Origin of the sequence: Rhodococcus sp. 114MFTsu3.1 (assembly GCF_000383555.1) — a bacterium.
Classification (GTDB): domain Bacteria; phylum Actinomycetota; class Actinomycetes; order Mycobacteriales; family Mycobacteriaceae; genus Rhodococcoides; species Rhodococcoides fascians_E.
This window is the reverse complement of the sequence record NZ_KB911551.1, coordinates 172957-197280: the sequence shown is the minus strand read 5'-3', so window position 1 is coordinate 197280 and position 24324 is coordinate 172957. Positions and strand designations below refer to the sequence as shown.

Annotated in this window: 17 protein-coding genes, 1 tRNA gene and 1 pseudogene; 9 read left to right on the top strand and 10 right to left on the bottom strand. The window is 63.9% G+C overall.

What is annotated here, in order from left to right; translation table 11 throughout:
• Positions 1 to 39 precede the first annotated feature (39 nt).
• Positions 40 to 2781, bottom strand: a complete 2742-nt coding sequence (gene polA, locus H292_RS0115905; protein ID WP_020112031.1) for a DNA polymerase I — start codon at positions 2779 to 2781, stop codon at positions 40 to 42.
• A gap of 297 nt (positions 2782 to 3078) precedes the next feature.
• Here polA and H292_RS0115900 point away from each other — a divergent pair, with 297 nt between their 5' ends.
• Genes H292_RS0115900 through H292_RS0115885 form a run of 4 tightly spaced genes read left to right on the top strand, consistent with a single transcriptional unit; the run spans position 3079 to position 7201 of the window.
• Positions 3079 to 4368 carry a branched-chain amino acid ABC transporter permease gene (locus H292_RS0115900; RefSeq protein WP_019665835.1) on the top strand — a complete coding sequence of 430 codons (1290 nt, stop codon included), beginning with the start codon at positions 3079 to 3081 and terminating at the stop codon, positions 4366 to 4368.
• 4 nt (positions 4369 to 4372) lie between these two features.
• Entirely contained in the window at positions 4373 to 5362 is a 990-nt protein-coding gene (locus tag H292_RS0115895) for a branched-chain amino acid ABC transporter permease (protein ID WP_019665836.1), read from the top strand.
• Complete coding sequence (locus H292_RS0115890; protein ID WP_020112030.1) at positions 5355 to 6395, top strand: ABC transporter ATP-binding protein; 1041 nt, start codon at positions 5355 to 5357, stop codon at positions 6393 to 6395. Before H292_RS0115895 ends, H292_RS0115890 begins: the two co-directional genes overlap by 8 nt.
• A complete protein-coding gene (locus H292_RS0115885; protein WP_019665838.1) occupies positions 6392 to 7201 on the top strand; it encodes an ABC transporter ATP-binding protein in 810 nt (269 codons plus the stop codon). Before H292_RS0115890 ends, H292_RS0115885 begins: the two co-directional genes overlap by 4 nt.
• A gap of 340 nt (positions 7202 to 7541) precedes the next feature.
• On the opposite strand, the gene H292_RS0115880 is transcribed toward H292_RS0115885, so the two are convergent.
• Positions 7542 to 8882: an ABC transporter substrate-binding protein gene (locus H292_RS0115880; protein WP_020112029.1), complete on the bottom strand. Its 1341-nt coding sequence runs from the start codon at positions 8880 to 8882 to the stop codon at positions 7542 to 7544.
• 172 nt (positions 8883 to 9054) lie between these two features.
• Entirely contained in the window at positions 9055 to 9672 is a 618-nt protein-coding gene (locus tag H292_RS0115875) for an ANTAR domain-containing response regulator (RefSeq protein ID WP_019665841.1), read from the bottom strand.
• Positions 9673 to 9831: 159 nt separating this feature from the next.
• Here H292_RS0115875 and H292_RS0115870 point away from each other — a divergent pair.
• A tRNA-Leu gene (locus H292_RS0115870) sits at positions 9832 to 9908 on the top strand.
• 257 nt (positions 9909 to 10165) lie between these two features.
• Entirely contained in the window at positions 10166 to 10894 is a 729-nt protein-coding gene (locus H292_RS0115860) for an AAA family ATPase (protein ID WP_020112027.1), read from the top strand.
• Positions 10895 to 10896: 2 nt separating this feature from the next.
• Here H292_RS0115860 and H292_RS0115855 read toward each other — a convergent pair whose 3' ends face one another.
• Positions 10897 to 11862 (bottom strand): AraC family transcriptional regulator, encoded by a 966-nt coding sequence (locus H292_RS0115855; protein ID WP_027498863.1) that lies wholly within the window; start codon positions 11860 to 11862, stop codon positions 10897 to 10899.
• A 111-nt stretch (positions 11863 to 11973) separates the two neighbouring features.
• Here H292_RS0115855 and H292_RS0115850 point away from each other — a divergent pair, with 111 nt between their 5' ends.
• Positions 11974 to 12453, top strand: coding sequence for an anthrone oxygenase family protein (locus H292_RS0115850; protein ID WP_020112025.1), 480 nt, complete (start codon positions 11974 to 11976; stop codon positions 12451 to 12453).
• Here H292_RS0115850 and H292_RS28190 read toward each other — a convergent pair.
• Entirely contained in the window at positions 12450 to 12632 is a 183-nt protein-coding gene (locus tag H292_RS28190) for a hypothetical protein (RefSeq protein ID WP_019665846.1), read from the bottom strand. The genes H292_RS0115850 and H292_RS28190 overlap by 4 nt on opposite strands.
• 61 nt (positions 12633 to 12693) lie before the next feature.
• Between H292_RS28190 and H292_RS27905 the strand changes: the two genes are divergently transcribed.
• Positions 12694 to 13287, top strand: a complete 594-nt coding sequence (locus H292_RS27905; RefSeq protein ID WP_080733928.1) for a DNA-deoxyinosine glycosylase — start codon at positions 12694 to 12696, stop codon at positions 13285 to 13287.
• A gap of 198 nt (positions 13288 to 13485) precedes the next feature.
• On the opposite strand, the pseudogene H292_RS0115840 reads toward H292_RS27905, so the two are convergent.
• A pseudogene (locus H292_RS0115840) lies at positions 13486 to 14400 on the bottom strand (glycosyltransferase 87 family protein); the annotation flags it as partial.
• A gap of 119 nt (positions 14401 to 14519) precedes the next feature.
• Here H292_RS0115840 and H292_RS0115835 point away from each other — a divergent pair.
• Positions 14520 to 15491 (top strand): alpha/beta hydrolase, encoded by a 972-nt coding sequence (locus tag H292_RS0115835; protein ID WP_019665848.1) that lies wholly within the window; start codon positions 14520 to 14522, stop codon positions 15489 to 15491.
• A gap of 16 nt (positions 15492 to 15507) precedes the next feature.
• Here the strand turns inward: H292_RS0115835 and H292_RS0115830 are convergent, their stop codons facing one another.
• The 4 genes from H292_RS0115830 to gltB all read right to left on the bottom strand — a co-directional run bounded on the left by H292_RS0115830 (position 15508) and on the right by gltB (position 24066).
• Positions 15508 to 16428 (bottom strand): acyl-CoA thioesterase, encoded by a 921-nt coding sequence (locus H292_RS0115830; protein ID WP_019665849.1) that lies wholly within the window; start codon positions 16426 to 16428, stop codon positions 15508 to 15510.
• Entirely contained in the window at positions 16429 to 17847 is a 1419-nt protein-coding gene (gene pyk / locus H292_RS0115825) for a pyruvate kinase (RefSeq protein ID WP_027498862.1), read from the bottom strand.
• 137 nt (positions 17848 to 17984) lie between these two features.
• Positions 17985 to 19490, bottom strand: coding sequence for a glutamate synthase subunit beta (locus H292_RS0115820; RefSeq protein ID WP_019665851.1), 1506 nt, complete (start codon positions 19488 to 19490; stop codon positions 17985 to 17987).
• Positions 19483 to 24066: a glutamate synthase large subunit gene (gene gltB, locus H292_RS0115815; RefSeq protein ID WP_027498861.1), complete on the bottom strand. Its 4584-nt coding sequence runs from the start codon at positions 24064 to 24066 to the stop codon at positions 19483 to 19485. The genes H292_RS0115820 and gltB overlap by 8 nt, the downstream gene beginning before the upstream one ends.
• Positions 24067 to 24324 lie beyond the last annotated feature (258 nt).

Sequence of the window (24324 nt, the reverse complement as noted above, 5' to 3'; positions counted from 1 at the left end):
GGTCGAGCGGTGTCCTTGTCGGACGGGGCCGGATAGCGCCTAGTGCGCGGCCTTGTCCCAACTACGCCCCGTACCGACCGACACTTCGAGCGGAACCGACAACGAAATGGCCGACGCCATCTTGTCGCGAACCAGTGCCTCGACCTCGTCGCGCTCGGATTCGACCACCTCGAGCACCAACTCGTCATGAACCTGAAGCAGCATGCGCGACTTCAGATTCGACGCGCTCAACGACTTGTGCACGTCGATCATCGCAACCTTGATGATGTCCGCAGCCGTGCCTTGGATGGGAGCGTTCAACGCGGCACGCTCGGCAACCTCACGCCGCTGACGGTTGTCGCTGTTGAGGTCCGGCAAGTAGCGTCGACGGCCGTACAACGTGGATGTGTATCCGACCTTCCTGGACTCCTCCACCGCGTTCCGCAGGTAATCACGCACGCCGCCGAAGCGAGCGAAGTACGCCTCCATCTGCTGCTTGGCTTCGTCCGTGGAGATCTTGAGTTGCGCAGCCAACCCGAAGGCGCTAAGCCCGTAGGCGAGCCCGTACGACATGGCCTTGACCCGACGACGCAGCTCCGGGGTGACCTCTTCGATGGGAACACCGAAGGCTCGCGCTCCGACGAAACTGTGCAGATCCTCGCCGGTGTTGAACGCCTCGATCAGACCTTCGTCGCCGGACAGGTGGGCCATGATGCGCATCTCGATCTGGCTGTAGTCGGCCGTCAGCAGCATGTCGTAGCCTTCGCCGACGACGAACCCGTCGCGGATGTGGCGCCCGGCCTCGTTACGAACCGGAATGTTCTGCAGGTTCGGCTCCGTCGAGGACAGGCGGCCCGTCGCTGCGACCGTCTGATTGAACGTCGTGTGGATACGCCCGTCGTCGGAGATGGACTTGAGCAACCCGTCGACGGTCACTTTCATGCGCGTCGCATCACGGTGGTCCAGCAGGAACTTCAGGAACGGATGCTCGGTCTTCTCGAACAAGCCCTGCAGTGCGTCTGCATCGGTGGTGTAACCGGTCTTGGTCTTCTTCGTCTTCGGCATGTCGAGTTCTTCGAACAGCACGACCTGCAGCTGCTTCGGCGAACCCAGGTTGATCTGCTTGCCGATCACCTCGTAGGCGGCATTGGCGGCGTCGGACACCTGCCCGGCGAAGCGGCTCTGGAGTTCCTCGAGGTGGGTGCGATCGACGGCGATGCCCGTCGCTTCGATGTCCGCGAGAACTCCGAGGAGCGGTAGCTCCATCTCGGACAGCAACGACGTCGATTCGATGTCGGTCAGTTCCGAGTCCAGTGCAGCCGCCAGATCGAGTATGGCCTGCGCTCGCAGGATCTCGCCCTCGGCCACCGCGGCTTCGGCGACGTCCTCGGTGTCCAGTAGGGACATCTGCCCTTCGACGGAGTCCTCGGCCCGAAGCTCACGCTTGAGGTAGCGCAGGCACAGATCGTCCAGGTTGAAGCTTCGCTGCCCCGGACGAACGAGGTATGCAGCGAGTGCGGTGTCGCTCGTCAACCCGCCCAGAGTCCATCCCCGACCGCGGAGTGCATGGATGGCCCACTTGGCCTCGTGAAGGGCTTTGGGCTGCGTTTCGTCGGCCAACCATGCCGCGAGCGCTGTCTCGTCCGACGGATCGAGTGAGCTCGTCGTGACGAATCCGCCCTCACCGTCGGACGCGGCGATCGCGATGGACACGGCATCACTGTCGAACGGGCGACGAGGACCGACGACCGACAGTCCGTGGCGCTCACCCGTCGACGCGTGAGCGGCAAGCCACGAGGCGAGCTCTCCGACGGGGACGGCGCCACCCTTGACGTCGAAGCCCTCCTCCGCCTCCGGTTCGGCCGAGGACAACGTGTCGAAAAGGCGGTCACGGAGAACCCTGAACTCCAGGTCGTCGAACAAGCCGTGGATCTTCTCGCGATCCCACGGTGCCAGTTCGAGTTGGTCCGGGGTGTACGGCAACGGCACGTCGCGCACCATTTCGGTGAGCTCGCGGTTGAGGACGACCGAGGACAGGTTGGCGCGCAGTGCGTCACCGACCTTGCCCTTCACCTTGTCGACGTTGTTGACCAGTTCTTCCAGAGAGCCGTACTGCACGATCCACTTGGTCGCCGTCTTCTCGCCGACGCCGGGGATTCCGGGCAGGTTGTCGCTCGGGTCGCCTCGCAGCGCCGCGAAGTCGGGGTACTGGGACGGCGACAACCCGTACTTCGTGGTCACTTCCTCCGGGGTGAACCGGGTGAGCTCCGAAACCCCCTTCTTGGGGTAGAGCACGGTCACGTTGTCGGTGACGAGCTGCAGCGAGTCGCGGTCACCGGTCACGACGAGAACGCGGTAGCCGAGCGCTTCGGCCTGAGTGACCAACGTGGCGATGATGTCGTCGGCCTCGAAACCCGGCTCGGCCATGACCGGGATACCCATTGCGCCCAGGACGTCCTTCGTGATGTCCACCTGGCCGGCGAACTCGTCGGGGGTCTTGCTGCGGTTGGCCTTGTAGTCCGGGAATCGCTCGGCGCGAAACGTCTGCCGAGAGACGTCGAAGGCTGCGGCGATGTGCGTCGGCTTCTCGTCCCGGAGGAGGTTGATCAGCATGGAGGTGAACCCGTAGACCGCGTTGGTCGACTGGCCGCTCGTGGTCTTGAAGTTCTCCACGGGCAGGGCGAAGAACGCGCGGAACGCGATCGAGTGACCGTCGATGAGCAACAGCGTCGGTTGCTGACCGTCGGCTGATTTGCCGGTCGAGGGTGCGGATGCGGCACTGGCGTCGGTTACGGGGCTCACGGTTGCCCAGTCTAGGTAGAGGGTCCGACAGCGGCGGGCGCGGATGGGAATCTGCTGCGATTTCGCCTGTTCACGTAGTTCGAAACACAAATGATACTTATCGGAAATTCGAGACGCCGATTTCGTGCGGTTCCAACGGTTAGAGTCCGACAATTGCAAGCAGCCGAGCCCGATCCTGGGCTCACCCCGACAACCGTCCGGAGGACGTGCGTGGCTCCAAATGTTCGATGGACCCGAAGGAAGATCCGAATTCGGTACACAGACCGACGTTCGTTCCGCCTTCTGAGACAGATCCTCATGTTGGCGATACTCGGATCCATAGCAGCAGTGACGTTCGGTGGCACTGCCGCAGCTCAAGAACCGACCCCTACTCCCCCGCCCACCGCGATCTCGGACGCACCGCCCGCCGACGCGGTCGCCGTGAGCGGAAGCCTCAACAACGGCGGTGAACGCCTTGCCGACGTCGATGTGAAGGCACTGGACTCCTCCGGTGACGAGGTGGTTCGCACCACCTCTCAGGACGGAGGCCGCTGGACACTCCAGTTGTCGCCCGGCACATACACATTCGAAGTCGACTCCGAAACCCTCCCGGACGGAGTCAGCGTCCAGGGCTCGGTGGAACGCGACGTGCAGGCCGGACGCGCCAACACCGTCATCTTCTCCTTCGGTGAAGCCAGAACGGCCACGGAAGTGCCGTTCTACGAGAAATTCATCAGGACCACCGTCGACGGCCTTCGCTTCGGTCTGGTCATCGCACTGGCAGCCGTCGGCCTCAGCCTGATCTTCGGCACCACGGGCCTGACCAACTTCGCGCACGGCGAGTTGGTGACGCTCGGCGCCGTGGCCGCGTGGGTCTTCAACGTCAGCATGGGCATACAGCTGATCTGGGCGACGATCCTGGCGATCATCGTCGGCATCGCGATCGGCTGGCTGAACAACACAGTGATCTGGCGCCCGTTGCGAAAACGGAAGACCGGCTTGATCGCTCAACTCGTGGTGTCGATCGGCTTGGCCATCGCACTGCGATACCTCATCCTGATCTTCTTCTCCGATCGCGCCGAACCGTTCGCCGACTACCAGGCGCAGACCCAGAACGAATGGGGACCGCTGGCGATCACCAATGTCAACCTCGCCTGCATCGTCATCAGCATCGTCGTCCTCGTCGGCGTCGCGGTGATGCTGCAGCGCACCCGAATCGGCAAGGCGATGCGCGCCGTTGCCGACAATCGTGACCTCGCCGCCTCGTCGGGAATCAATGTCGAGCGCGTCGTCACCTTCGTCTGGTGCATGGGTGGTGGCCTCGCCGCCCTGGGCGGCGTCCTGTTCGGGCTCTCCGAGCTCGGTGGCCGCGTTCAGTGGGAGATGGGCTTCAAGCTGCTGCTCCTGATGTTCGCAGGAATCACACTGGGCGGCTTGGGAACTGCGTACGGAGCCCTCCTCGGCTGCGTCATCGTCGGACTGCTGGTCCAGTGGTCGACGATGATCATCAATCCCGATCTCAAATACATCGGAGGACTGCTCGTCTTGATTCTCATCCTCGTCGTCAGACCCCAGGGCATACTCGGCTCGCGGCAAAGGATCGGGTGACAACGTGGATATTCTCGGAGCACTCCAGGTCTCGCTCGCCCAACTGGTCGGGCCGTCGGCAATTTTCTACGCACTGCTCGCAATCGGCTTGAATCTGCACTTCGGCTACGCCGGGCTGCTCAACTTCGGTCAGATCGGCTTCGCGCTGCTCGGCGGCTACGGCGTCGGCATTATGACGATCACCTACCAGCAGCCTCTGTGGCTGGGCATTCTCGTCGGCCTCGGCGCCGCAGGCTTGCTGGCACTCGTCCTCGGCATCCCGACGCTGCGGCTGCGCGCCGACTATCTCGCGATCGTCACGATCGCCGCATCGGAGATCCTCAGACTCGTGTTCAGATCGACGGCGTCCGATCCGATCACCAAGTCCACCAACGGTATTTTCGGCTTCGCCGACCCGTTCACCTCTCTCAGCCCGTTCGACTCCGGTAAGCAGTACGCGTTCCTCGGCGTGAAGTTCTACGGTGACGACCTGTGGGCCATGGTGGTCGGATGGTCGCTCGTACTGATCCTCTGCGGATTCATCTATCTGCTCACGCACAGCCCATGGGGCCGCGTTCTCAAGGCCGTCCGCGAGGACGAGGATGCAGCGCGATCGCTCGGCAAGAACGTCTTCGTCTACAAGATGCAGGCTCTGGTCCTCGGCGGCGTCATCGGAGGCATGGGCGGCGTGTTCAACGCCCTGCAGACCAAGTCCATCAACCCGGACTTCTACTCCACCGCGCAGACGTTCTTCGCCTTCGGTGCGTTGATTCTCGGCGGTGCCGCAACAGTGTTCGGCCCGGTACTCGGCGCCATGCTGTTCTGGTTCCTTCTCTCCATCCCCGACGCCATCCTGCGGCAAGCCATTTCGGGTCCCGATCCCCTGCTCAACCTGACCGAACAGCAGGTCGGCGCCACTCGATTCGTACTCCTCGGCATTCTGATCGCCGTGATGATGGTGTTCAGGCCGCAAGGCATTCTCGGCAACAAGCGAGAGGTACAGCTCAATGCCTGACAAGACAACAGCGGACGCACGGCGGCCACTGAGCGCTCAGGAAAGGTCATCGCTGTTCGCCGGAGTCCCCCAGACTCCCGGTGCGGCAAAACCGGATCCGACGCTCGTCGTCGACGGAGTGTCCCGAACCTTCGGCGGCCTGAAAGCAGTCGACGTCGCACACCTCGAGATCCAGCGAGGCTGCATCACCGGCCTCATCGGCCCCAACGGTGCCGGTAAAACCACCTTGTTCAACCTGCTCACCGGATTCGACCGCCCCGACACGGGCACCTGGTCGATGGACGGACAGTCACTGGGCCGGATGCACCCCCACCAGGTCGCGCGCAAGGGCGTCGTACGCACGTTCCAGTTGACCAAAGCATTGTCCAAACTCACTGTGCTGGACAACGTTCGTCTCGGCGCCACCGGCCAGCGCGGCGAACGGATCGTCAACACGCTGATGCCCTGGACGTGGAAGAAGCAGGAGAAGGAGATCACCGACCGGGCCTACCAACTGCTCGAGCGATTCAAGCTCGACGCGAAGGCCGACGACCTCGCCGGCTCCATGTCCGGCGGACAACGCAAACTACTCGAAATGGCGCGCGCCCTCATGACCGATCCGGCCGTGGTCATGCTCGACGAACCCATGGCAGGCGTCAATCCCGCACTGACACAGAGCCTTCTGGGCCACATCAAGTCGCTGCGCGACGACGGGATGACGGTGGTGTTCGTCGAACACGACATGGACGTCATTCGCGACATCAGCGACTGGGTCGTCGTGATGGCGCAGGGCAGCGTCATCGCCGAATCCACCCCGGAAGACCTGTCCAACAACGGTGCTGTCGTCGACGCCTACCTCGGAAGCCATCACGACCAGGCCCTCGAATTCGACGAGAACGGCAATCCCGTCGGCGCCACAGCCGAACTGGCCGAAGCGCTGGAACAGGCCGAAGCCGAAGAGCTCGAAGCAGGCGGCGACTTGTCCGAGCCCGAGTTCGTCGCGTCTGCCGACGTCGCAACCGGCAAGCACGCCAAGGAAGAAGACGGCAAATGAGCGAACCGAACACCGACAAACTGACCCCCGCCGAATTCGCCGCAACACCGGAAGAACACGCCCGGCTCGCCGAGGGGGCTCTCGTCCGCGCCGACAACCTCGTCGCCGGATACATCCCTGGCGTCAACATCCTCGAAGAGTGCAACTTCTTCCTGAAAGACGGCGAGATCGTCGGCATCATCGGCCCCAACGGCGCAGGAAAATCGACCCTGCTCAAAACACTGTTCGGGCTCATCCCCGTCCGCAAGGGCTCGGTCAGACTCCGCGGAGACAACATCACCTCCGCCGAAGCCCACGTACTGGTCACCAAAGGCGTCGGATACGTGCCGCAGACACAGAACGTCTTCCCGTCACTCACCATCGAGGAAAACCTCGAAATGGGAATCTATCTGCGGCCGAAGAAATTCGCGGAACGCTTCGACTTCGTCAGCGAACTCTTCCCACTCCTCGGCGAACGCAAGAAAGTCAAAGCAGGCGCACTCTCCGGCGGCGAACGACAAATGGTCGCTATGGGCCGTGCCCTGATGATGGAACCATCGGTCCTGCTGCTCGACGAACCGTCCGCAGGCCTCTCCCCCATGTTCCAGGACGAAGTCTTCATCCGCTGCAAGAAGATCAACGCAACAGGCGTCTCCATCATCATGGTGGAACAGAACGCACGCCGCTGCCTCCAGATCTGTGACCGCGGATACGTCCTCGACCAGGGCCGAAATGCCTACACCGACACCGGCACCAACCTCATGAACGATCCCAAGGTTATCGAGCTCTACCTCGGCACCCTGGCGGGAAGCAAAGAGAAGAAATAACTTCCGCACTCCGACAAGACCCGGGCTCACCCCACGAGCCCGGGTCTTGCTGCATTCCCAGGGGCCGTCCTCGTGCTCCCCAGCGCAGACGGGCTCGGGCACGCCCCGTTGCCCAAGGCGGAGCGAGCGTGGCGTTCGGTCAGTCTGACTGACCAAACCGTTCATTCGGTCCCAACGGCGGATGCCCAAGGCGGAGCGAACGTGGCGTTCGGTCACTTGGAGTGACCGAACGGTTCATTCGGTCCCAACGGATAACCGCACGGCATGGCCACCGACAGCACGGAACCCCGGTCCAGGTGGACCGGGGTTCCGTGTGTTCTGAGTCAGTACCGAGGACTGATCACTCTCCGACGACGATGTATCCGTCCGTCTTCAGGGTGTTGTCCGGGCCGAAGACCAGGTTGCCGTAGGAACCTGTGGCCGGCTCACCTGCGTCGCTGAAGTTCAGCGCACCGGTGACACCGTCGTAGTCGATGTCGGTTCCGGCCTGGACGAGGGGAAGGCACTGTGCGTAGGTGGTGCACTTCTCGCCGTCCTTGGTGACGCTGTTGATGTTGGCTGCGATGTCCGTGCCCGCCGTCGATTTTGCTTGCTCTGCTGCGAGGGCCGAGATGATGACTGCGTCGTAGGACTCGCCGGCGTAGTTGAAGTCCACCAGGGCGGGGTCGACGGTCTTGAGTCGATCCTGGAAGGCGGTGCCGACGTCGGTGAGCGGGGTGGTTCCGCGCATCGTGTCGAGCAGGCCCGGTGCGACGGATTCGCCGAGGGCGTTGCCCATGTTGCCGTCGACTCCGTAGACGAGAGTGCCGTCCGACGGTCCGATGCCGACCTCGTGCATACGCGTGATGATCTTCGCGGACTCCTCGAAGCCGACGATTGCGACGGCGTCGGGCGCGAAGTTGTTCACGTCGTCGACCTCGGCGTTGAACGACTGTGCGTTGGGGTCGTAGATGATCGACTGGATCTGATCCGACGGAATGCCCGCTGCTTCGAGGTTCTCCACGGTGTTGGCGGCGAGGCCGGTGCCGTAGGGGTCGTTGAGCGCCAGGATGGATACACGCTGCGCACCATCCTCCGCGATGAGCTGCGAAAGCGCTTGAGCCTGAAGTACATCGGTGGGTGCGGTACGGAAGTACTGGCCCTTGTCCGCGTAGCAGACGAACTGGTCCGAAGTGTTGGCCGGGGAGAACTGTACGACGCCGGCGCTGGCGATCTTGTCGATGACCTTCAGTGACACCGAGGACGATGCCGCACCGACGATGACGTCCGCTCCACCCGCGAGCAGACGGTCGACCGTGGTGTTCGCGGTGTCCGTCGTCGTGTCACCCGAGTCGCCGGGGATGAGCTGAACAGGCTGTCCGAGAACGCCGCCCGCAGCGTTGACCTCGTCGACCGCGAGGCGCACACCCGCGACCTCCGGCGGGCCGAGGAATGCGAGGCTGCCGGTTTCGGGAAGCAGCGTACCGACGACCAGTGGGGTCGTGACGGGGGTCGCCCCTGCCGTTGCCTGATCCGGCGTGCAGTCGGTCGACACCGTTGTCTCTTCTGCCGCCGAACTTCCACCGCTGGCAGAGCTGGAACTGTCCCCCGAGCTGGAATCGTCGCTCGAGGAACAGCCGAACAGTGCCAGTGAAGCAGCACCCAGCACCGCAGCCGTGCGGACATAGGTCCGTTTTGCCATCTAGGGTCTCCTTGGTCGATCCAAAAACGAAGCGCACGTGAGTCATGCGCCGCGTGTGTGGATCAGACGCTAGCTGTCCCCATCGGTTCGCGATGGGCGAGAAGACGGCTCGTGACCTGACTGTGACCTGAGGAGCCGAAGATTTACATCGCCGTAGCGTGCGGGCCCGAAATCAGGCCTCGGGCGGGGCGTCGAGCGTCTCGATGATGACGTCGGCGACGGCCTTCATCGTCGTCCGTCGATCCATCGCGGCGCGCTGAATCCACTTGAACGCCTGTGGCTCCGTGAGCGACTGGGATTCCATCAGCTTGCCCTTCGCCCGCTCGATGAGCTTGCGCGTCTCCAGCCGTTCCTGGAGATCCGCGATTTCGCTCTCGAGCGACGAGATCTCCGTGTACCGACTTGCCGCGAGTTCCACGGCAGGCATCAGGTCGGCTTTGGAGAACGGTTTGACCAGATACGCCATCGCTCCCGCGTCCCGCGCCTTCTCCACGAGTTCACGCTGACTGAACGCCGTCAGGATGACGACGGGAGCTATACGCTTCTCGGCGATTTCCGACGCTGCGTCGATTCCGTCCCGTCGTGGCATCTTGACGTCCATGATCACCAGATCGGGGCGAAGTTCCACGGCGAGGTCGACGGCCTGCTGACCGTCGGCCGCCTCACCGACCACCTCGTAGCCCTCTTCACGCAGCATCTCCACCAGATCGAGGCGAATGAGCGATTCGTCCTCGGCGACCACGACCCGTAGAGCGGGCTTTGCGCTCTCTTGCTGGGCAGGAGCATTCATCGTTTACCAGTCTCCTTAGACACGTCATCGACCAGCAGAAATCCTCGCATGCCCGGCACTGTGCCGCAGACCTCACCTGGTTCCACGAACCCTTCGAGGGTACCGGTGTACGGGGCCTGAAGCGCATCTTCTAAAGTAGTGAACCGCACGAAGACGCCAGCCCTCGTATCCCAATTGGCAGAGGAAACGGATTCAAAACCCGTCCAGTGTGAGTTCGAGTCTCACCGAGGGCACCACCCCCCAGCGTCACTGGTACACCGACCCGCACCGCTGGTCACACGGTGAAGCCGCTAGGCATACAGTGAAGCGATGTACATACCCAGCAATCTCCGATGCCACGACACCGGCGCCGGCACTTTGTGCGCTCAGCGTGTCAATCACCGGTTCGGAGATGCTGCGGACCGGTCGGAACCGAAGTGGGTGTACTTCCAGTGCAGTGCCGACAGCACCCATGTGACCGGATACGTCGATCGACCGGTGACCGCCTGAATTCATGTTCGTAGAGCGCGCATTCGTCGATCCGGTCGATCACGTCGACGACTGGCCCTTCACCGTTCCTGCCGTGGCGGACCTCGTCGGAGACGGACTCGAGTTCCATGCGCCCGTGACGATGCTCGTCGGTGACAACGGCTCGGGTAAGTCGACCATCGTCGAGGCTGTCGCGGAGGGTTTCGATCTCGATTCGCGTGGCGGCCGGGCGTCGAGACTGCCGCGTACGGACACCGTTCGGACCCCGCTGGGTGACGTCATCGAACTCGAGACGACGCCGCGAGGCGCACGGATGCTTCGCGGACCGCGGTTGCAGAAGAAAGGCTTCTTTCTCCGTGCCGAGACAGCTGTCGAACTGACCGAACGTTACTCGGGCGTGCCGGGTTACTGGGACGAGGACACCACCGAATTGAGCCATGGTGAGGGCTTTCTCGCGGTGTTTCGCGCAATGTTCCAGGACCCGGGCTTCTACGTGCTGGACGAACCGGAGTCGGCACTGTCCTTCACGGCCTGCCTTCGACTGGTGGCGTTGATGTCCGAACTCGCCGACGCCGGGGCCCAGGTCGTCTGCGCGACGCACTCGCCTGTGTTGGCGTCGGTGCCCGGAGCCGACATCGTCGAAGTCGGTGACCACGGTCTACGCAGAACCAGTTGGGAGGAACTGGAACTCGTCGCGCATTGGCCTCGGTACCTCGCCGATCCGTCGATGTATCTGCGTCACCTTCTGGACTGATGTCAGGGCACCGGTAGCTCTCGGCGACGGACGCTTCCCGGTGACTGCCCGACGAGCCTTTTGAATGCTCTCCCGAAGGCGGCTTCGGACTCGTAGCCGCTTCGACGTGCCAGTTCGGCGACAGTGCAGTCACCGGATTTCAGTGCGTCGTGAGCGCACTGCATCCTCCACCGAGCGAGGTAGCGCATGGGTGCTTCACCGACGAGTGTGGTGAAGCGTGCGGAGAAGGCCGACCTCGACATCGAGACTTCGGCGGCGAGGGTCGCCACGGTCCACGGCTTGTCCGGCGAGCGGTGAATCACCGCCAGCGCTGGGCCGATCCCTCGATCCTGCAGTGCACCGAGCCAACCGGATCCGGCCGCGGGATCGTTCTCGATCCACCACCGCAGCGCCTGGATGACGAGGATGTCCGACAACCGCGTGATGACGGCTTCTCCGCCGGGTCGGACTCGCTGGGCCTCGTCGGCGACGAGACCGAGTGTGCTGTGCATCCACGACAGCTGCGGTGTCGGTGCCGACTCGACGACGATCAGCGACGGCAGGCAGTCGAGCAGCTTTCCGACCGACGGGTGATCGAGCCGCACGGCTCCACAGATCATGGTCGTCGGGGATCCGGTGCCTCCGTGGCGGACGACGGCGTATCGATCGCTGATGTAGTCGTGGTGCAACTCGTGCGCGAGGGGCGCGGAGTCGGCGAAGGAGGCGTCGCTGGACAGGACATGTCCGGAACCGTCCGGCACCAGCGCGAATTCGCCCGGGGCGAGCCACCGAGGCTCGGCGCCGTCGACCTCGAGGAGGCATCGTCCGGCGACCACGACGTGAAACCACAGGCAGTCCTCCATCGGGGGCATCGCGAGTCCCCAGGGCTCGGCCAGCTCGGACCGACAGTAGAACGCACCGGTCATTCGGACGAAATGCAGGGCTTCGCCGAGCGGGTCGGATGTTCTCCATGGATCGTGGCCGCGCATCGACCGATCGTACGACGTCGTGGACGAACGAGCATGAAGTAGCGACGAACGAGCATGGATCGTCCAGCCACTCGGAGGCATGCTGGACGAACCGACAGAAGGGACACCGTCGTGCTCGAGAAGGTTGCATCCATCGCCACCACGACCTCTGCCGTCGGGTGCGGGCTGACAGCGGGGGTGCTGCTGGCGTTCTCGGTCGGCGTCATGCCCGCGCTGAGAACGCGACCCGCCGCCGACGCCGCTGCCACGATGCAGCAGATCAACAACGTGATCGTCTCACCTGTGTTCCTGACGGTCTTCCTCGGCGCCGCTGCTGCTGCAGTGGCCGCGGCCGTCACGAGCCTTGCGTCGGGCGGAGATTCGGGGACGCTCGTCGTTGCCGGCGCCGTGGTGTACGTGGTCGGGTGCGTAGCGGTGACGGTCGCAATCAACGTGCCGCTCAACGATTCTCTGGCCTCGGTCGACCCGTCCAGCAGCCACGGTGCTTCGGTGTGGGCGGACTACCTCACCCGCTGGACGCGGTGGAACCATGCCAGGACTGCGGCGGCCACTCTGGCGTGTGCTGTGTTGACCGCGGCGGCGCGGATCTAATCTGCTTGCGGTTGCTCGTGACGATGACGGATCTCGGCTTCGAACTTCTCGATCAGAGCATCCGCCTCGGCGAGCTCGGCGCCTTGCGCACCCTCGTCCATCGATTGGTCGCGGCCGCGCTTGAGCACAGCGAGTTCTGCGTCGAGTTCATGATTGTCGAGTACTCGTGGATCCAACATGGCTCCATTGTCGTCGACGACGCCGGTGCCCGCACGCGATTGGGCCTGACATGCTGGTGGGATGACCACGGTGCACAGCTTTCCGCCGATAGTCGACCGTTCGTCGCACACGTTGATCCTCGGCTCCATGCCCGGAGTGGCGTCATTGAGAGCGGCGCAGTACTACGCGCATCCTCGTAACGCGTTCTGGCCGATCATGGGTGCGTTGTTCGGTGCGGGCCCGGAGAAGTCCTACGACGAGCGAACAGCGATTCTGCTCGCGCGTGGAATCGCGGTGTGGGATGTGGTGAAGCTATGCACGCGGCGCGGGAGCCTCGACTCCGCGATCGTCGATTCGACTGTCGTGACGAACGACTTCGACTCCCTGCTCGGCGAATTTCCTTCCATCCGGCGCATCGTCTTCAACGGAGCCAAGGCGGAGACGAGTTTCGTTCGTCACGTCGCCCCGTCCGTACGCGATGTCGCTGTACGTCGGCTTCCGTCGACCAGTCCCGCTCACGCCTCTCTGTCCTTCGACCGAAAGCTCGACGCGTGGCGAACGATCGCGCAGCCTCGGCCGGCGATATCTGGGTCCTACGGTCGAGACGAGGGCCACCAGGAGAACGACGACGAACACGATCGGGTAGACCGACGTAACCGGAATCCACGCCCATGACGGGACGCCGAGCATGAATGTGCCGATGACGGCAGTGCCGCTGGGCGCCGTCCAGTACCAGGCGACGAACGGGGCCACGACGAGGGCCGGCACCGCCCAGCTCCAGGACCGAGCGGATCTCGCGGCCCAGTCCAGTACCACCACGACCAACGGCACGCACCACACCCAGTGATGCCCCCACGAGAACGGGGACACCATGGGTGTTGTCAGGCCGCAGATCGTCAACGACAACAATCGAGCGCCTCGTCGCTCGGCCGCCACCGCGCACCACAGTCCGATCGCGCCGACGACGAGAACACAGCCGAGCCACAGCACCATCGGCGGGGACCCGTCGGACCAGAGTCGAGCGAGCACACCGTGCACCGACTGATTCGCCGGCGACGGTAGCCACCCGATCCGATCGGACTGGAAGATCGCGCTGGTCCAGAAGGTGCGTGCGTCGTCGAACAACAGAATCGATCCCGCGAGGACGGTGGCGACGAACGTCGCGACGGCCACCGCCGCAGTCCGGAACTGTTTGACGGCAAGCGCGTACACGACGAAGAATGCCGGCGTCAGTTTCAACCCCGCAGCGAGGCCGACGCCGATTCCTCGTAGGCGACTGCCGTCGGGACGGCCGAGGTCCCACAGCACGAGGATCAGCAGTAGAAGGTTGATCTGCCCGAGCCACAGCGTCATTCGAACTGGTTCGAGCCAGGTGAACGCAATCGCCGACCCCAGGGAGACGACATGAGTGGGCACTCCGCGATATCCGAGAATCCGCCAACTCGACAGCACCGCGAGATAGAGAAGCAGGATGTTGACGATGCCCACGACCGCCGTCGTGGCCGAGATCGGTAGCACGGCAAGCGCAACGAACACCACAGCAGCGAACGGCGGGTAGGTGAACGGGAGCGCTGTGTCGAACAGCGAGAACGAATACAGGCCCTCACCGGTCAGCAACGTCCCGCCGCCGTGCCGGTACACGATGGCGTCGACCCCGTTTCCGAACAGTCCGTACAAGCCGGAGAATCCCAACGTCCACGCGTGTGCGACGAGCGCGACGGCTGCGGCGACAACTGCACACGTGACCCATCGCCCGTCGTGTCGTCGAAACGTGTCTGTTCCCGGCATGAATCGGAGAATATTGCGAATCCGCGAAATGTCACGGACGACACGGGTGAACTTTGTCGTTTCGACGCTGGATCGTTAGCAGAGGTCACGCCGATCCATGCCACCATCGATTGATGCGGATGTGGCAGAAGTTACTGATGTTGCGTTCCGTCGTCGTGATCGCGCTCGCTGCGAGTGTCCTCGCGATCGCCGGTCCCGCGTACGCCGGTCCCGCCGAAGCCGCCCGTGTGGTCGATGTGCGCGCCGTGTCCGCAACTCACTCGGTAGTCGACGTGTACTCGCCGTCCATGGACAAGGTGATCTCGAACGACGTCCTGCGGCCTTCCCACGGCGGCACTCTTCCCACCCTGTATCTCCTGAACGGTGCACTCGGGAACGAGGACGGCGTGGGATGGCTCGGAAACTCTTCGGTAGCGGAGTTCTTCGCCGACAAGAACGTCACCGTCGTCATGCCGGTCGGTGGGAGGTTCAGCTTCTACACCGACTGGCAGAACCCCGACCCGGTGCTCGGAAACTACAAGTGGCAGACGTATCTCACCCGCGAACTGCCCCAGGCGATCGACGGCCACTTCGGCTCGACCGGGAAGAACGGCATCGCCGGCCTGTCCATGAGCGGAGGCCCCGCGCTCGATCTTGCCATTCAGGCACCGGACGTGTTCGATGCCGCGGCGTCGTTCAGCGGCTGCCCTGCACCCTCGAATCCGTTTGCGATGGCGGGAATCTCGACGATGATCGCGGGTGGCCTGAACAATCCGTTCAACATGTGGGGATTGCCCGGCAACCCTGCGTGGCGCGAACACGACCCGGCCGTGAACGTCGAGAGACTGCGCGGCACATCGGTGTACGTCAGCGCATCGGAGGGGCAACCGGGGCCGGTGGACCGTATCCCTGTCGGCGCTTTCCCACCCGTCGGCGGAATCGTCGTCGAAGCGCTCGTCAACTACTGCACGTCACTGTTCGTCGACGCTCTGCACCGAACTGGAGTTCCGGCAACGATTTCCATGCGTGAGCGGGGCGCCCACACCTGGCCGCTCTTCGAAGACCAGCTACGCGAAGCCTGGACCACGACGATCGCGCCTGCCCTGGCCTGAGCGTCGAGCCCCCGAGTCAGGCCTTCCGTGGGAAGTGCCTGATCAGACCTTCCTGCACCACGGTCGCGAGAAGCAAGCCGTCCATCGAGAAGAACCTACCCGTGGCCAGGCCTCTGGACCCCGCCGCGACGGGAGACTCCGTCGCGTACAGCGCCCAGTCGTCGAACCGGAACGGTCGATGGAACCAGATGGAATGGTTCACCGTCGCCGCGACAATACGGTCGAACCCCCAGGACAGACCGTGAGTGGTGATGATCGAGTCGAGCACCGTCGTGTCCGACGCGTATCCCATCGTGGCGGCGTGGAAGATCGGGTCGTCGGGAAGGTCGCCGTCGGCTTTCATCCACACGCGGTTGTGGTTGAGTTTCTCCCCGGTCCCCTGCAGAATCCACGCCGGATCGTTCGCGTAGCGCATGTCGATCGGTTTGAGGGCATCGACGAACATCTGCAGCCTGTCCTCGTACCCGACGAAGTGGTCGCCGAGCGGCGGCAATGCGTCCGGGTACGGAACATCGGGCAGTTCGACGCTGTGCTCGAGCCCGGTGCCGAAATCCTGGAACGCGGCGAGCATCACGAAGATCTCGTTGCCGTCCTGATAAGCCGTGACCTGCCTGTTCGCGAATGCTCGACCGTCGCGGTGTCGATCGACGTGATACTCGATCGGCTTCTTCACATCACCGCCGCGGATGAAGTGCGCGTTGATCGCGTGGACGTCGCGGGTCGTTCCCGTGACCGTTCGGCCCGCCGCGATGAGCGCTTGCGCCACCAGCTGACCACCGAACGTGCGACTCCCGACCTGGCGAGGATGCACTCCCCGAAATTTGTCCTCGCCGAACTCCTCGAGCTGAAGCAGCTCGAGGAGTGTGTCCAGGTCGGTCGTCACATCACGATCACTGCTGGGCGCAGTAGCTGCGCCGGTTCCCCCCGCGTCGGTCACTTACCGGTCCTCTTCCCCAATTCGATGCACGTGGATCAAGTTGGTCGAGCCTACTGTGCCGGGAGGTGCTCCGGCGACGATCACGACCTGATCGCCCCTGTTGTAGCGGCCGAGCTCCAGGAGTGCCTTGTCCACTTCGAGAACCATCGCGTCGGTGGTCGCGACCTCAGGGACCAGGAACGTCTCGGTTCCCCAGCTCAGCGCCAACTGCGAGCGCACCTCGGGAATCGAGGTGAACGCCAGCAGTGGAAGCGACGTGTGCAGGCGCGCCAACCGTCGAACGGTGTCTCCGGACTGAGTGAACGCGACGAGCGCCTTGGCGTCGAGACGTTCGCCGATGTCCCGCGCAGCGTAGGAGATGACGCCTCGCTTGGTACGCGGAACGTGAGTCAGAGGAGGAACGGGATCGCCCTCGCTCTCGACCGTTTCGACGATGCGGGCCATGGTGCGGACGGTCTCCATCACGTACTTGCCGACGGAGGTCTCACCGGACAACATGACCGCGTCGGTGCCGTCGAGCACGGCGTTCGCGACGTCGGACGCCTCGGCCCTGGTAGGACGGGAGTTCTCGATCATCGACTCGAGCATCTGGGTGGCGACGATGACGGGCTTGGCGTTGGCGCGGGCGATCTGAATCGCGCGCTTCTGCACCAGGGGAACCTGCTCGAGAGGGAGCTCGACGCCGAGGTCGCCGCGGGCGACCATGACCGCGTCGAACGCGAGCACGATGGCTTCGAGGTTGTCCACGGCTTCGGGCTTCTCGAGCTTCGCGATGACCGGCACTCGGCGACCGACGCGATCCATGACCGCGTGCACGAGCTCGACGTCCGCGGGGGAACGAACGAACGACAGTGCGATGAAGTCGACTCCGAGCGACAAGGCGAACTCGAGATCGGCGATGTCCTTCTCGGACAACGCCGGAACGGACACGTCCATGCCAGGCAGGGACACACCCTTGTTGTTGCTGACCGGTCCGCCTTCGGTGACGCGGCACAGCACGTCGTTGCCTTCGACTCCGGTGACGACCAAGCCGACCTTGCCGTCGTCGACGAGGAGCCTGTCACCTTCCTTGGCGTCCTGCGCCAATTCCTTGTACGTGGTCGACACGCGATCGTGCGTGCCGTCGCACTCGTCGACGGTGATGCGTACCAATTCACCGGCGGCCCAGGTGGTCTTGCCTTCCGTGAACCGTCCGAGACGGATCTTGGGTCCCTGTAGGTCGGCAAGGATGCCGACGGCTTTGCCGGTGGCATTCGAGGCCGCACGGACCCACTCGTAGTTGGCCTGATGATCGGGGTGATCACCATGGCTGAAATTCAGTCGAGCGACATCCATTCCACTCTCGACGAGTTCGCGGATTCGCTCAGCGCTGGCGGTTGCAGGTCCAAGGGTGCAAACGATCTTCGTACGTCGGCTCACGACCACGAGCGTAGTCGGTGCCCCTCACCTTCTCTACGGCAGAGGTACCCGACGAAATACTACTGGCCGGTAGTAGTGAGTTGCCACAGGTGAACAGACCTGGATCGGTACAGACTACGACTTCACAACGGTGCTGATCACACCACTGCGAGAGGCAGAGCCGTCGGATGAACGGGCGACGGAAGGTCGGAGCGACCGGTCAGGAACGCGTCGACGCCATGCGCCGCGGACCGTCCCTCTGCAATGGCCCAGACCACCAAGGACGCGCCGCGATGAGCGTCGCCGCAGACGAACACGCCGGGAGCGGTGGTCTGCCAGTCGGGCCCACAGGAAAGCGAACCGCGACGAGTGAGCGACAGGCCGTAGTCGTCGAGAAGAGGACTGTGCTCGACACCGTCGAATCCGATCGCGAAGAGCGCGAGATCGCAGGGAAGCTCGACTTCCTCACCGATGGGGGTGATGATCCGTCGGCCGTCTGCGTCGCGCTGTACCTCGACCTCGGCGAGGACCATCGCTCGAACGCGGCCGTTCTCGTCGCCCAGAAAACGTTGGACGGCAACCTGATGCCGCACGACACCACCCTCGGCGTGGGCCGGTGAGGTGCGCAGAACGAGGGGCCACGACGGCCACGGCGACTTGGAGTCGTCCCGAGCATCCGGAAGCGCCTGGTTGTAATCCAGCTGCGTCACCGACGCGGCGCCCTGACGGTGCGCCGTGCCGAGACAGTCGGCTCCGGTGTCTCCGCCGCCGATGATGACGACGTGCTTGTCCTTGGCCGAGATGGACGTGGGGCCGTCGCCCTCGCATTCCTTGTTCGACGGCACCAAATGCTCCATGGCGAGGTGGATACCGCTCAGACCACGACCCTCGACCTCGGTGTTGTCCCGCGCCCGCAATGCACCGACAGCAAGAACCACAGCGTCGAACTTCGCCCGCAACTGTTCGACGGTGAAGTCGATTCCGACCTCGCAGTCGGTGACGAAATGGGTACCCTCCGCACGCATCTGCATGAGGCGCTGATCCAGAACCGACTTCTCCAATTTGAACTCGGGGATGCCGTACCGAAGCAGACCTCCGAGCCTGTCGTCCCGTTCGTACACGGTGACGTCGTGACCCGCGCGGGTCAGCTGCTGCGCGGCGGCGAGTCCGGCCGGGCCGGAGCCGACCACCGCGACGGTCTTACCCGTGCTGATCGTCGGCGGCTGCGGTACGACGCTGCCTTCGTCCCACGCAAGGTCCGCGATGGTCTGCTCGACGCGCTTGATCGTCACGCTTCCACCGGTCTCGCTCTCCGAGATCGAGAGCACGCACGCAGCTTCGCAGGGTGCAGGACACACACGGCCGGTGAACTCCGGGAAGTTGTTCGTCGCGTGCAGGCGATCGCTCGCAGCGTCCCAGCGGTCTCGACGCACCAGGTCGTTCCACTCCGGAATCAGGTTGCCGAGGGGGCAGCCCGCAGTTCCGGAGTGGCAGAACGGAATTCCACAATCCATGCACCGGCGTGCCTGATCGGAGACCTCGGCTGCTCGCTCGTCGGCAGGCTGGTGCGAGTAGACCTCTTTCCAGTCCTTGACCCGCTCACCGATCGGCCGCTTCGCTGCTTCCTGCTTGACGATGTTCAGAAATCCTCGTGGGTCAGCCACGTGCAGCCTCCATGATTGCTGAGTCGACGTCGCGCCCCTCGGCGCGCGCCATCGAGGTCGCCTCCAGCACACGCTGATAGTCGACGGGCATGATCTTGGTGAACAGAGCGGAACGGCGCGGCCAATCCGCGAGCAGCGACGACGCCACCGCGGATCCCGTCCACTTCCGGTGGTTCTCGACGGTGTCCCGCAGCCATGCGAGATCGTCGGGATCGGGCGTCTGCAGAGACACCATGGCCATGTTGACGTTGCTCTCGTCCAGCCCGAGGACGAAGGCGATACCTCCGGACATACCGGCGGCCATGTTGCGTCCGGTCGGTCCGAGGACAACGACACGGCCACCTGTCATGTACTCGAACGCGTGGTCGCCGACGCCTTCGTTGACCGCAGTCGCGCCGGAATTCCTGACCGCGAACCGCTCCCCCACCCGTCCGCGCAGGAAGACCTCACCCGCAGTGGCGCCGTAGAGAATGGTGTTGCCGGCGATGACGTTGTCCTCCGCGACGAAGGTGGCGTCGGATGACGGCCGGACGACGACGCGGCCGCCCGAAAGCCCCTTTCCGACATAGTCGTTGGCGTCACCGATCAGATCGAGGGTGATCCCGGTGGGGAGGAATGCACCGAGCGACTGACCTGCAGACCCTGTCAGTTCGACGCGCACCGTGTCGTCGGGAAGCCCCGCACCGCCGTACCGGCGCGTGACCTCCGCACCCAACAGAGTGCCGACGGTTCGGTTGACGTTGCGCACCGGCAGTTCCAGTTTCACGGGATGCGCATCCTCGAGTGCACCCTCGGCCAACTGGATCAGGGTTCGGTCGAGCGCGAGATCGAGTCCGTGGTCCTGACCGCGGAGGCGTCGACGCTGCGTCATCGGTGCGCCGTGCTGATCCTTCGGCATGGCGAAGATCGGCGTCAGGTCCAAGCCCTTGCTCTTCCAGTGCGCCACACCGGCGGCCGTCTCCAGAGCATCTGCGTGCCCGACGGCTTCGTCGATGCTGCGGAAACCGAGCTGCGCCAGATACTTGCGCACGTCCTCGGCCACGAACCGGAAGAAGTCCTCCAGGAACTCGGGCTTTCCGGTGAACCGTTTGCGTAGTTCCGGGTTCTGGGTCGCCACGCCCACCGGGCACGTGTCGAGATGACACACACGCATCATGATGCATCCCGACACGATGAGCGGAGCCGTCGAGAATCCGAACTCCTCGGCACCGAGCAGCGCCGCCACGATGACGTCCCTGCCGGTGCGGAGCCCACCGTCGCACTGCACCGTGATTCGGTCGCGGAGTCCGTTGAGTACCAGAGTCTGCTGAGCGTCGGCGAGACCGATCTCCCACGGAGCGCCCGCGTGCTTGAGCGACGTCAACGGCGCCGCACCCGTGCCGCCGTCGTAACCCGAGATCAGGACGACGTCGGCGTGCGCTTTGCTCACACCCGTTGCCACGGTGCCCACTCCGACCGAGCTGACGAGTTTGACGTGGACGCGTGCATTCTCGTTGGCGTTCTTGAGATCGTGGATCAGCTGCGCCAGGTCCTCGATGGAGTAGATGTCGTGATGCGGGGGCGGCGAGATGAGACCGACACCCGGCGTCGAGTGACGGGTCTTGGCGACCCACGGATACACCTTGTAGCCGGGCAGTTGACCACCCTCACCAGGTTTCGCGCCCTGCGCCATCTTGATCTGAATGTCGCTGGCATTGACCAGATAGTCGCTCGTGACCCCGAAGCGGCCGCTCGCCACCTGCTTGACCGCGCTGCGACGAGACTTGTCGTACAACCGATCCGTGTCCTCGCCGCCCTCACCGGAATTGGAGCGACCGCCGAGGTTGTTCATGGCGACGGCCATGGTCTCGTGCGCTTCGGCAGAGATCGACCCGTAGCTCATCGCACCGGTGTTGAACCTGGTGACGATCGACTCGGCCGACTCGACCTCGTCCAGCGGAACAGGGGCGCGCAGGCCTTCCTTGAACTCGAACAAACCGCGGAGCGCACCACCTTCCCGCGCCAGCCGGTCCACCTCGCTGCTGTACTTCTGGAACACGTCGTAACGCCCGGTGCGGGTCGCGTGCTGAAGCAGGAAGACGGTTTCCGGAGTGAACAGATGCAGCTCGCCCTCGCGACGGAACTGATATTCACCACCGATGTCGAGACGACGGTGGACCCGGTCGGTGGGGTTCTCCGGGTAGGCGCGACGATGCCGCAGCTTGACTTCCTCGGCGAGAACGTCCAAGCCGACACCGCCGAGGGTGCTGACCGTCCCCTTGAAGTACTCGCGGACGACCTCCTTGTCGAGACCGACGGCCTCGAAGACCTGCGCACCGGTGTAGGAGCCGACCGTGGAGATGCCCATCTTCGACATCACCTTGAGCACGCCCTTGCCCAGTCCGTACAGGTAGTTGCGGACCGCGACCGTGGACTCGACACCGGTGAGTTCACCCTCAGCGACGAGATCCTCGATGGACTCCATCGCCAGATACGGATTGACCGCCGCTGCACCGAAACCGATGAGCAGGGCGAGGTGGTGGACCTCGCGTGCGTCACCGGACTCGACGACGAGAGCGACCTTGGTGCGTTCCTTGGTGCGCACCAGGTGATGGTGGACTGCAGCCGTGGCCATCAGCGACGGAATCGGCGCGTACGTGTGGTCGGAGTCCCGATCGGAGATGATGAGCGTTCGGTATCCGGCGGCGATCGCATCACTGGCACGACGACGCAGATCCTCGAGGGCTTCGGCGAGACCCTCGCCGCCGCGCTCGACCTCGTACAGTGCCCGCAGCACAGTGGCCGACAAGCCAGGGTGATCGCCGTCGAAGTTGATGTGAATGATCTTGTTCAGTTCGTCGTTGTCCAACACCGGCCACGGCAGAACGATCTGACGGCACGACGCAGCGGACGGTTCGAGCAAGTTCTGCTCCGGGCCCATCACTCGCGTCAGCGACGTGACGATCTCCTCGCGAATGGAATCGAGCGGCGGGTTGGTGACCTGGGCGAACAGTTCGATGAAGTAGTCGTACAGCTGCTTCGACCGCTGCGAGAGCACAGCGGGTGGCGTGTCGGTTCCCATCGATCCCAACGGCTCACCGCCCGACGCGGCCATCGGCGTCAGCACGACGCGCAGGTCTTCCTCGGTGTACCCGAACGCAACCTGCCGACGAACCACCGAGTCGTGGTTGTACTGGATGTGCGCACGATCGGGCAGGCTCTTGATCTCGAGCAGGCCTGCATGCAGCCATTCCTGATAGGGGTGCTCCGACGCGAGCTGCAGTTTGATCTCCTCGTCGGGAACGAGACGGCCTGCCTCCGTGTCGATCAGGAACATCTTGCCGGGCTCGAGCCGTCCCTTGGCCACCACCTCGGACTGCGGCACGTCCAGCACACCGGCCTCGCTGGCGAGAATGACCCGACCGTCCTCGGTCTGCCACCACCTGCCCGGACGAAGACCGTTCCGGTCCAGCACGGCCCCGACGTACGCACCATCGGTGAACGTGACGCAGGCGGGCCCGTCCCACGCCTCCATGACCGACGCATGGAACTGATAGAACGCCCGCACCGCCGGATCCATGGTGCTGTGGTTCTCCCACGGCTCGGGGACCATCATCATGACCACGTGCGGCACACTGCGCCCGCCGAGATGCAGAAGTTCGAGGACCTCGTCGAGAGACACCGAATCCGAACCGTCCGGATTGCAGATCGGGTACAGACGCTCCAGATCACCGGGAATGAGACTCGACGCCAGCATCGCCTCACGGGCGCGCATACGGTTTCGGTTGCCCTTGACGGTGTTGATCTCACCGTTGTGCGCGACGTACCGATGCGGGTGCGCCAGCGGCCACGACGGAAACGTGTTGGTGGAGAATCGACTGTGCACAATGGCAATTGCGCTCATGCACAACGGGTCACGAAGATCCGGGAAGAACAGCGGCAACTGCATCGTCGTCAGCATGCCCTTGTAGACCATCGTCCGCGAGGACAGCGACGGGAAGAACAGCCCGGTGCCGGCAGCTTCGATCTCCGGTGTCACCCGCTCGGCCCGCTTCCTCAAGCCGTAGACCAGACGATCCAGTTCAACGCCCGACGGCCTGACGCCGTTCACCTCGGGAGCCGTCACGAACAGATACGTCATGTGCGGCATACAGCCCAGTGCCGTCACACCGATATCGGCCTTGTCCGGATCGACCTCGACCTCGCTCCACCCGAGAACCGATAGACCCTCCTCGGCGGCAATCGCTTCGACCCGAGCCACGGCGGCAGCCCGCTCACGTACTCCTTGCGGCAGAAAGCACATACCGGCGGCAAACGTGTTCGCGCCGTCGGCGGCGGCGTCGGGCAACGGGAAGTCGGCGAGGGAGGCCAACAGTTCGACCGGAAGCTGAATCAGAATGCCTGCGCCGTCACCACTGTTCGGCTCGGCGCCCGCAGCACCCCGATGCTCCAGATTCTCCAGGGCGAGAACGCCGTCGGCGACGATGCTGTGAGAGCGGCGACCCGCGATGTCCGCGATCATCGCGACGCCGCAGGAATCCTTTTCGCGAGACGGGTCGTACAGCCCCTGCTCCGCCGGCAACTGTGAGAACAGCAAATCCGCCACCTCCCTCTCGGCCAGGGAGGCACCGCAGAGCGAACGGCACTCGAAACATCACGGCGCCGTCTCGTTCTCCTCGGCAACTCCGCTAGCGATCAGCTCCGACACGATTCTAGGCTCGTGGGAGCTCTTGTTTCACTGAACGGGTCTACCGGGACAACTCTGGCCCGCGAAGGAATTCGGCCGTCTCAGCACCGAATGACTGGAGCTTACCGTAGCTCTTGACAAACACCGAAACCACCAGGCCGGCTTACC

What these genes read in the sequence shown, in the direction of transcription:
- H292_RS0115855 (WP_027498863.1), bottom strand. Translation starts at nt 11,862, where the DNA reads ATGCGCGGCCACGATCCATGGAGAACATCCGACCCGCTCGGCGAAGCC.
- H292_RS0115860 (WP_020112027.1), top strand. Translation starts at nt 10,166, where the DNA reads ATGTTCGTAGAGCGCGCATTCGTCGATCCGGTCGATCACGTCGACGAC.
- H292_RS28190 (WP_019665846.1), bottom strand. Translation starts at nt 12,632, where the DNA reads ATGTTGGATCCACGAGTACTCGACAATCATGAACTCGACGCAGAACTC.
- H292_RS0115885 (WP_019665838.1), top strand. Translation starts at nt 6,392, where the DNA reads ATGAGCGAACCGAACACCGACAAACTGACCCCCGCCGAATTCGCCGCA.
- H292_RS0115890 (WP_020112030.1), top strand. Translation starts at nt 5,355, where the DNA reads ATGCCTGACAAGACAACAGCGGACGCACGGCGGCCACTGAGCGCTCAG.
- H292_RS0115900 (WP_019665835.1), top strand. Translation starts at nt 3,079, where the DNA reads ATGTTGGCGATACTCGGATCCATAGCAGCAGTGACGTTCGGTGGCACT.
- H292_RS0115835 (WP_019665848.1), top strand. Translation starts at nt 14,520, where the DNA reads ATGTGGCAGAAGTTACTGATGTTGCGTTCCGTCGTCGTGATCGCGCTC.
- H292_RS0115880 (WP_020112029.1), bottom strand. Translation starts at nt 8,882, where the DNA reads ATGGCAAAACGGACCTATGTCCGCACGGCTGCGGTGCTGGGTGCTGCT.
- H292_RS0115875 (WP_019665841.1), bottom strand. Translation starts at nt 9,672, where the DNA reads ATGAATGCTCCTGCCCAGCAAGAGAGCGCAAAGCCCGCTCTACGGGTC.
- H292_RS27905 (WP_080733928.1), top strand. Translation starts at nt 12,694, where the DNA reads ATGACCACGGTGCACAGCTTTCCGCCGATAGTCGACCGTTCGTCGCAC.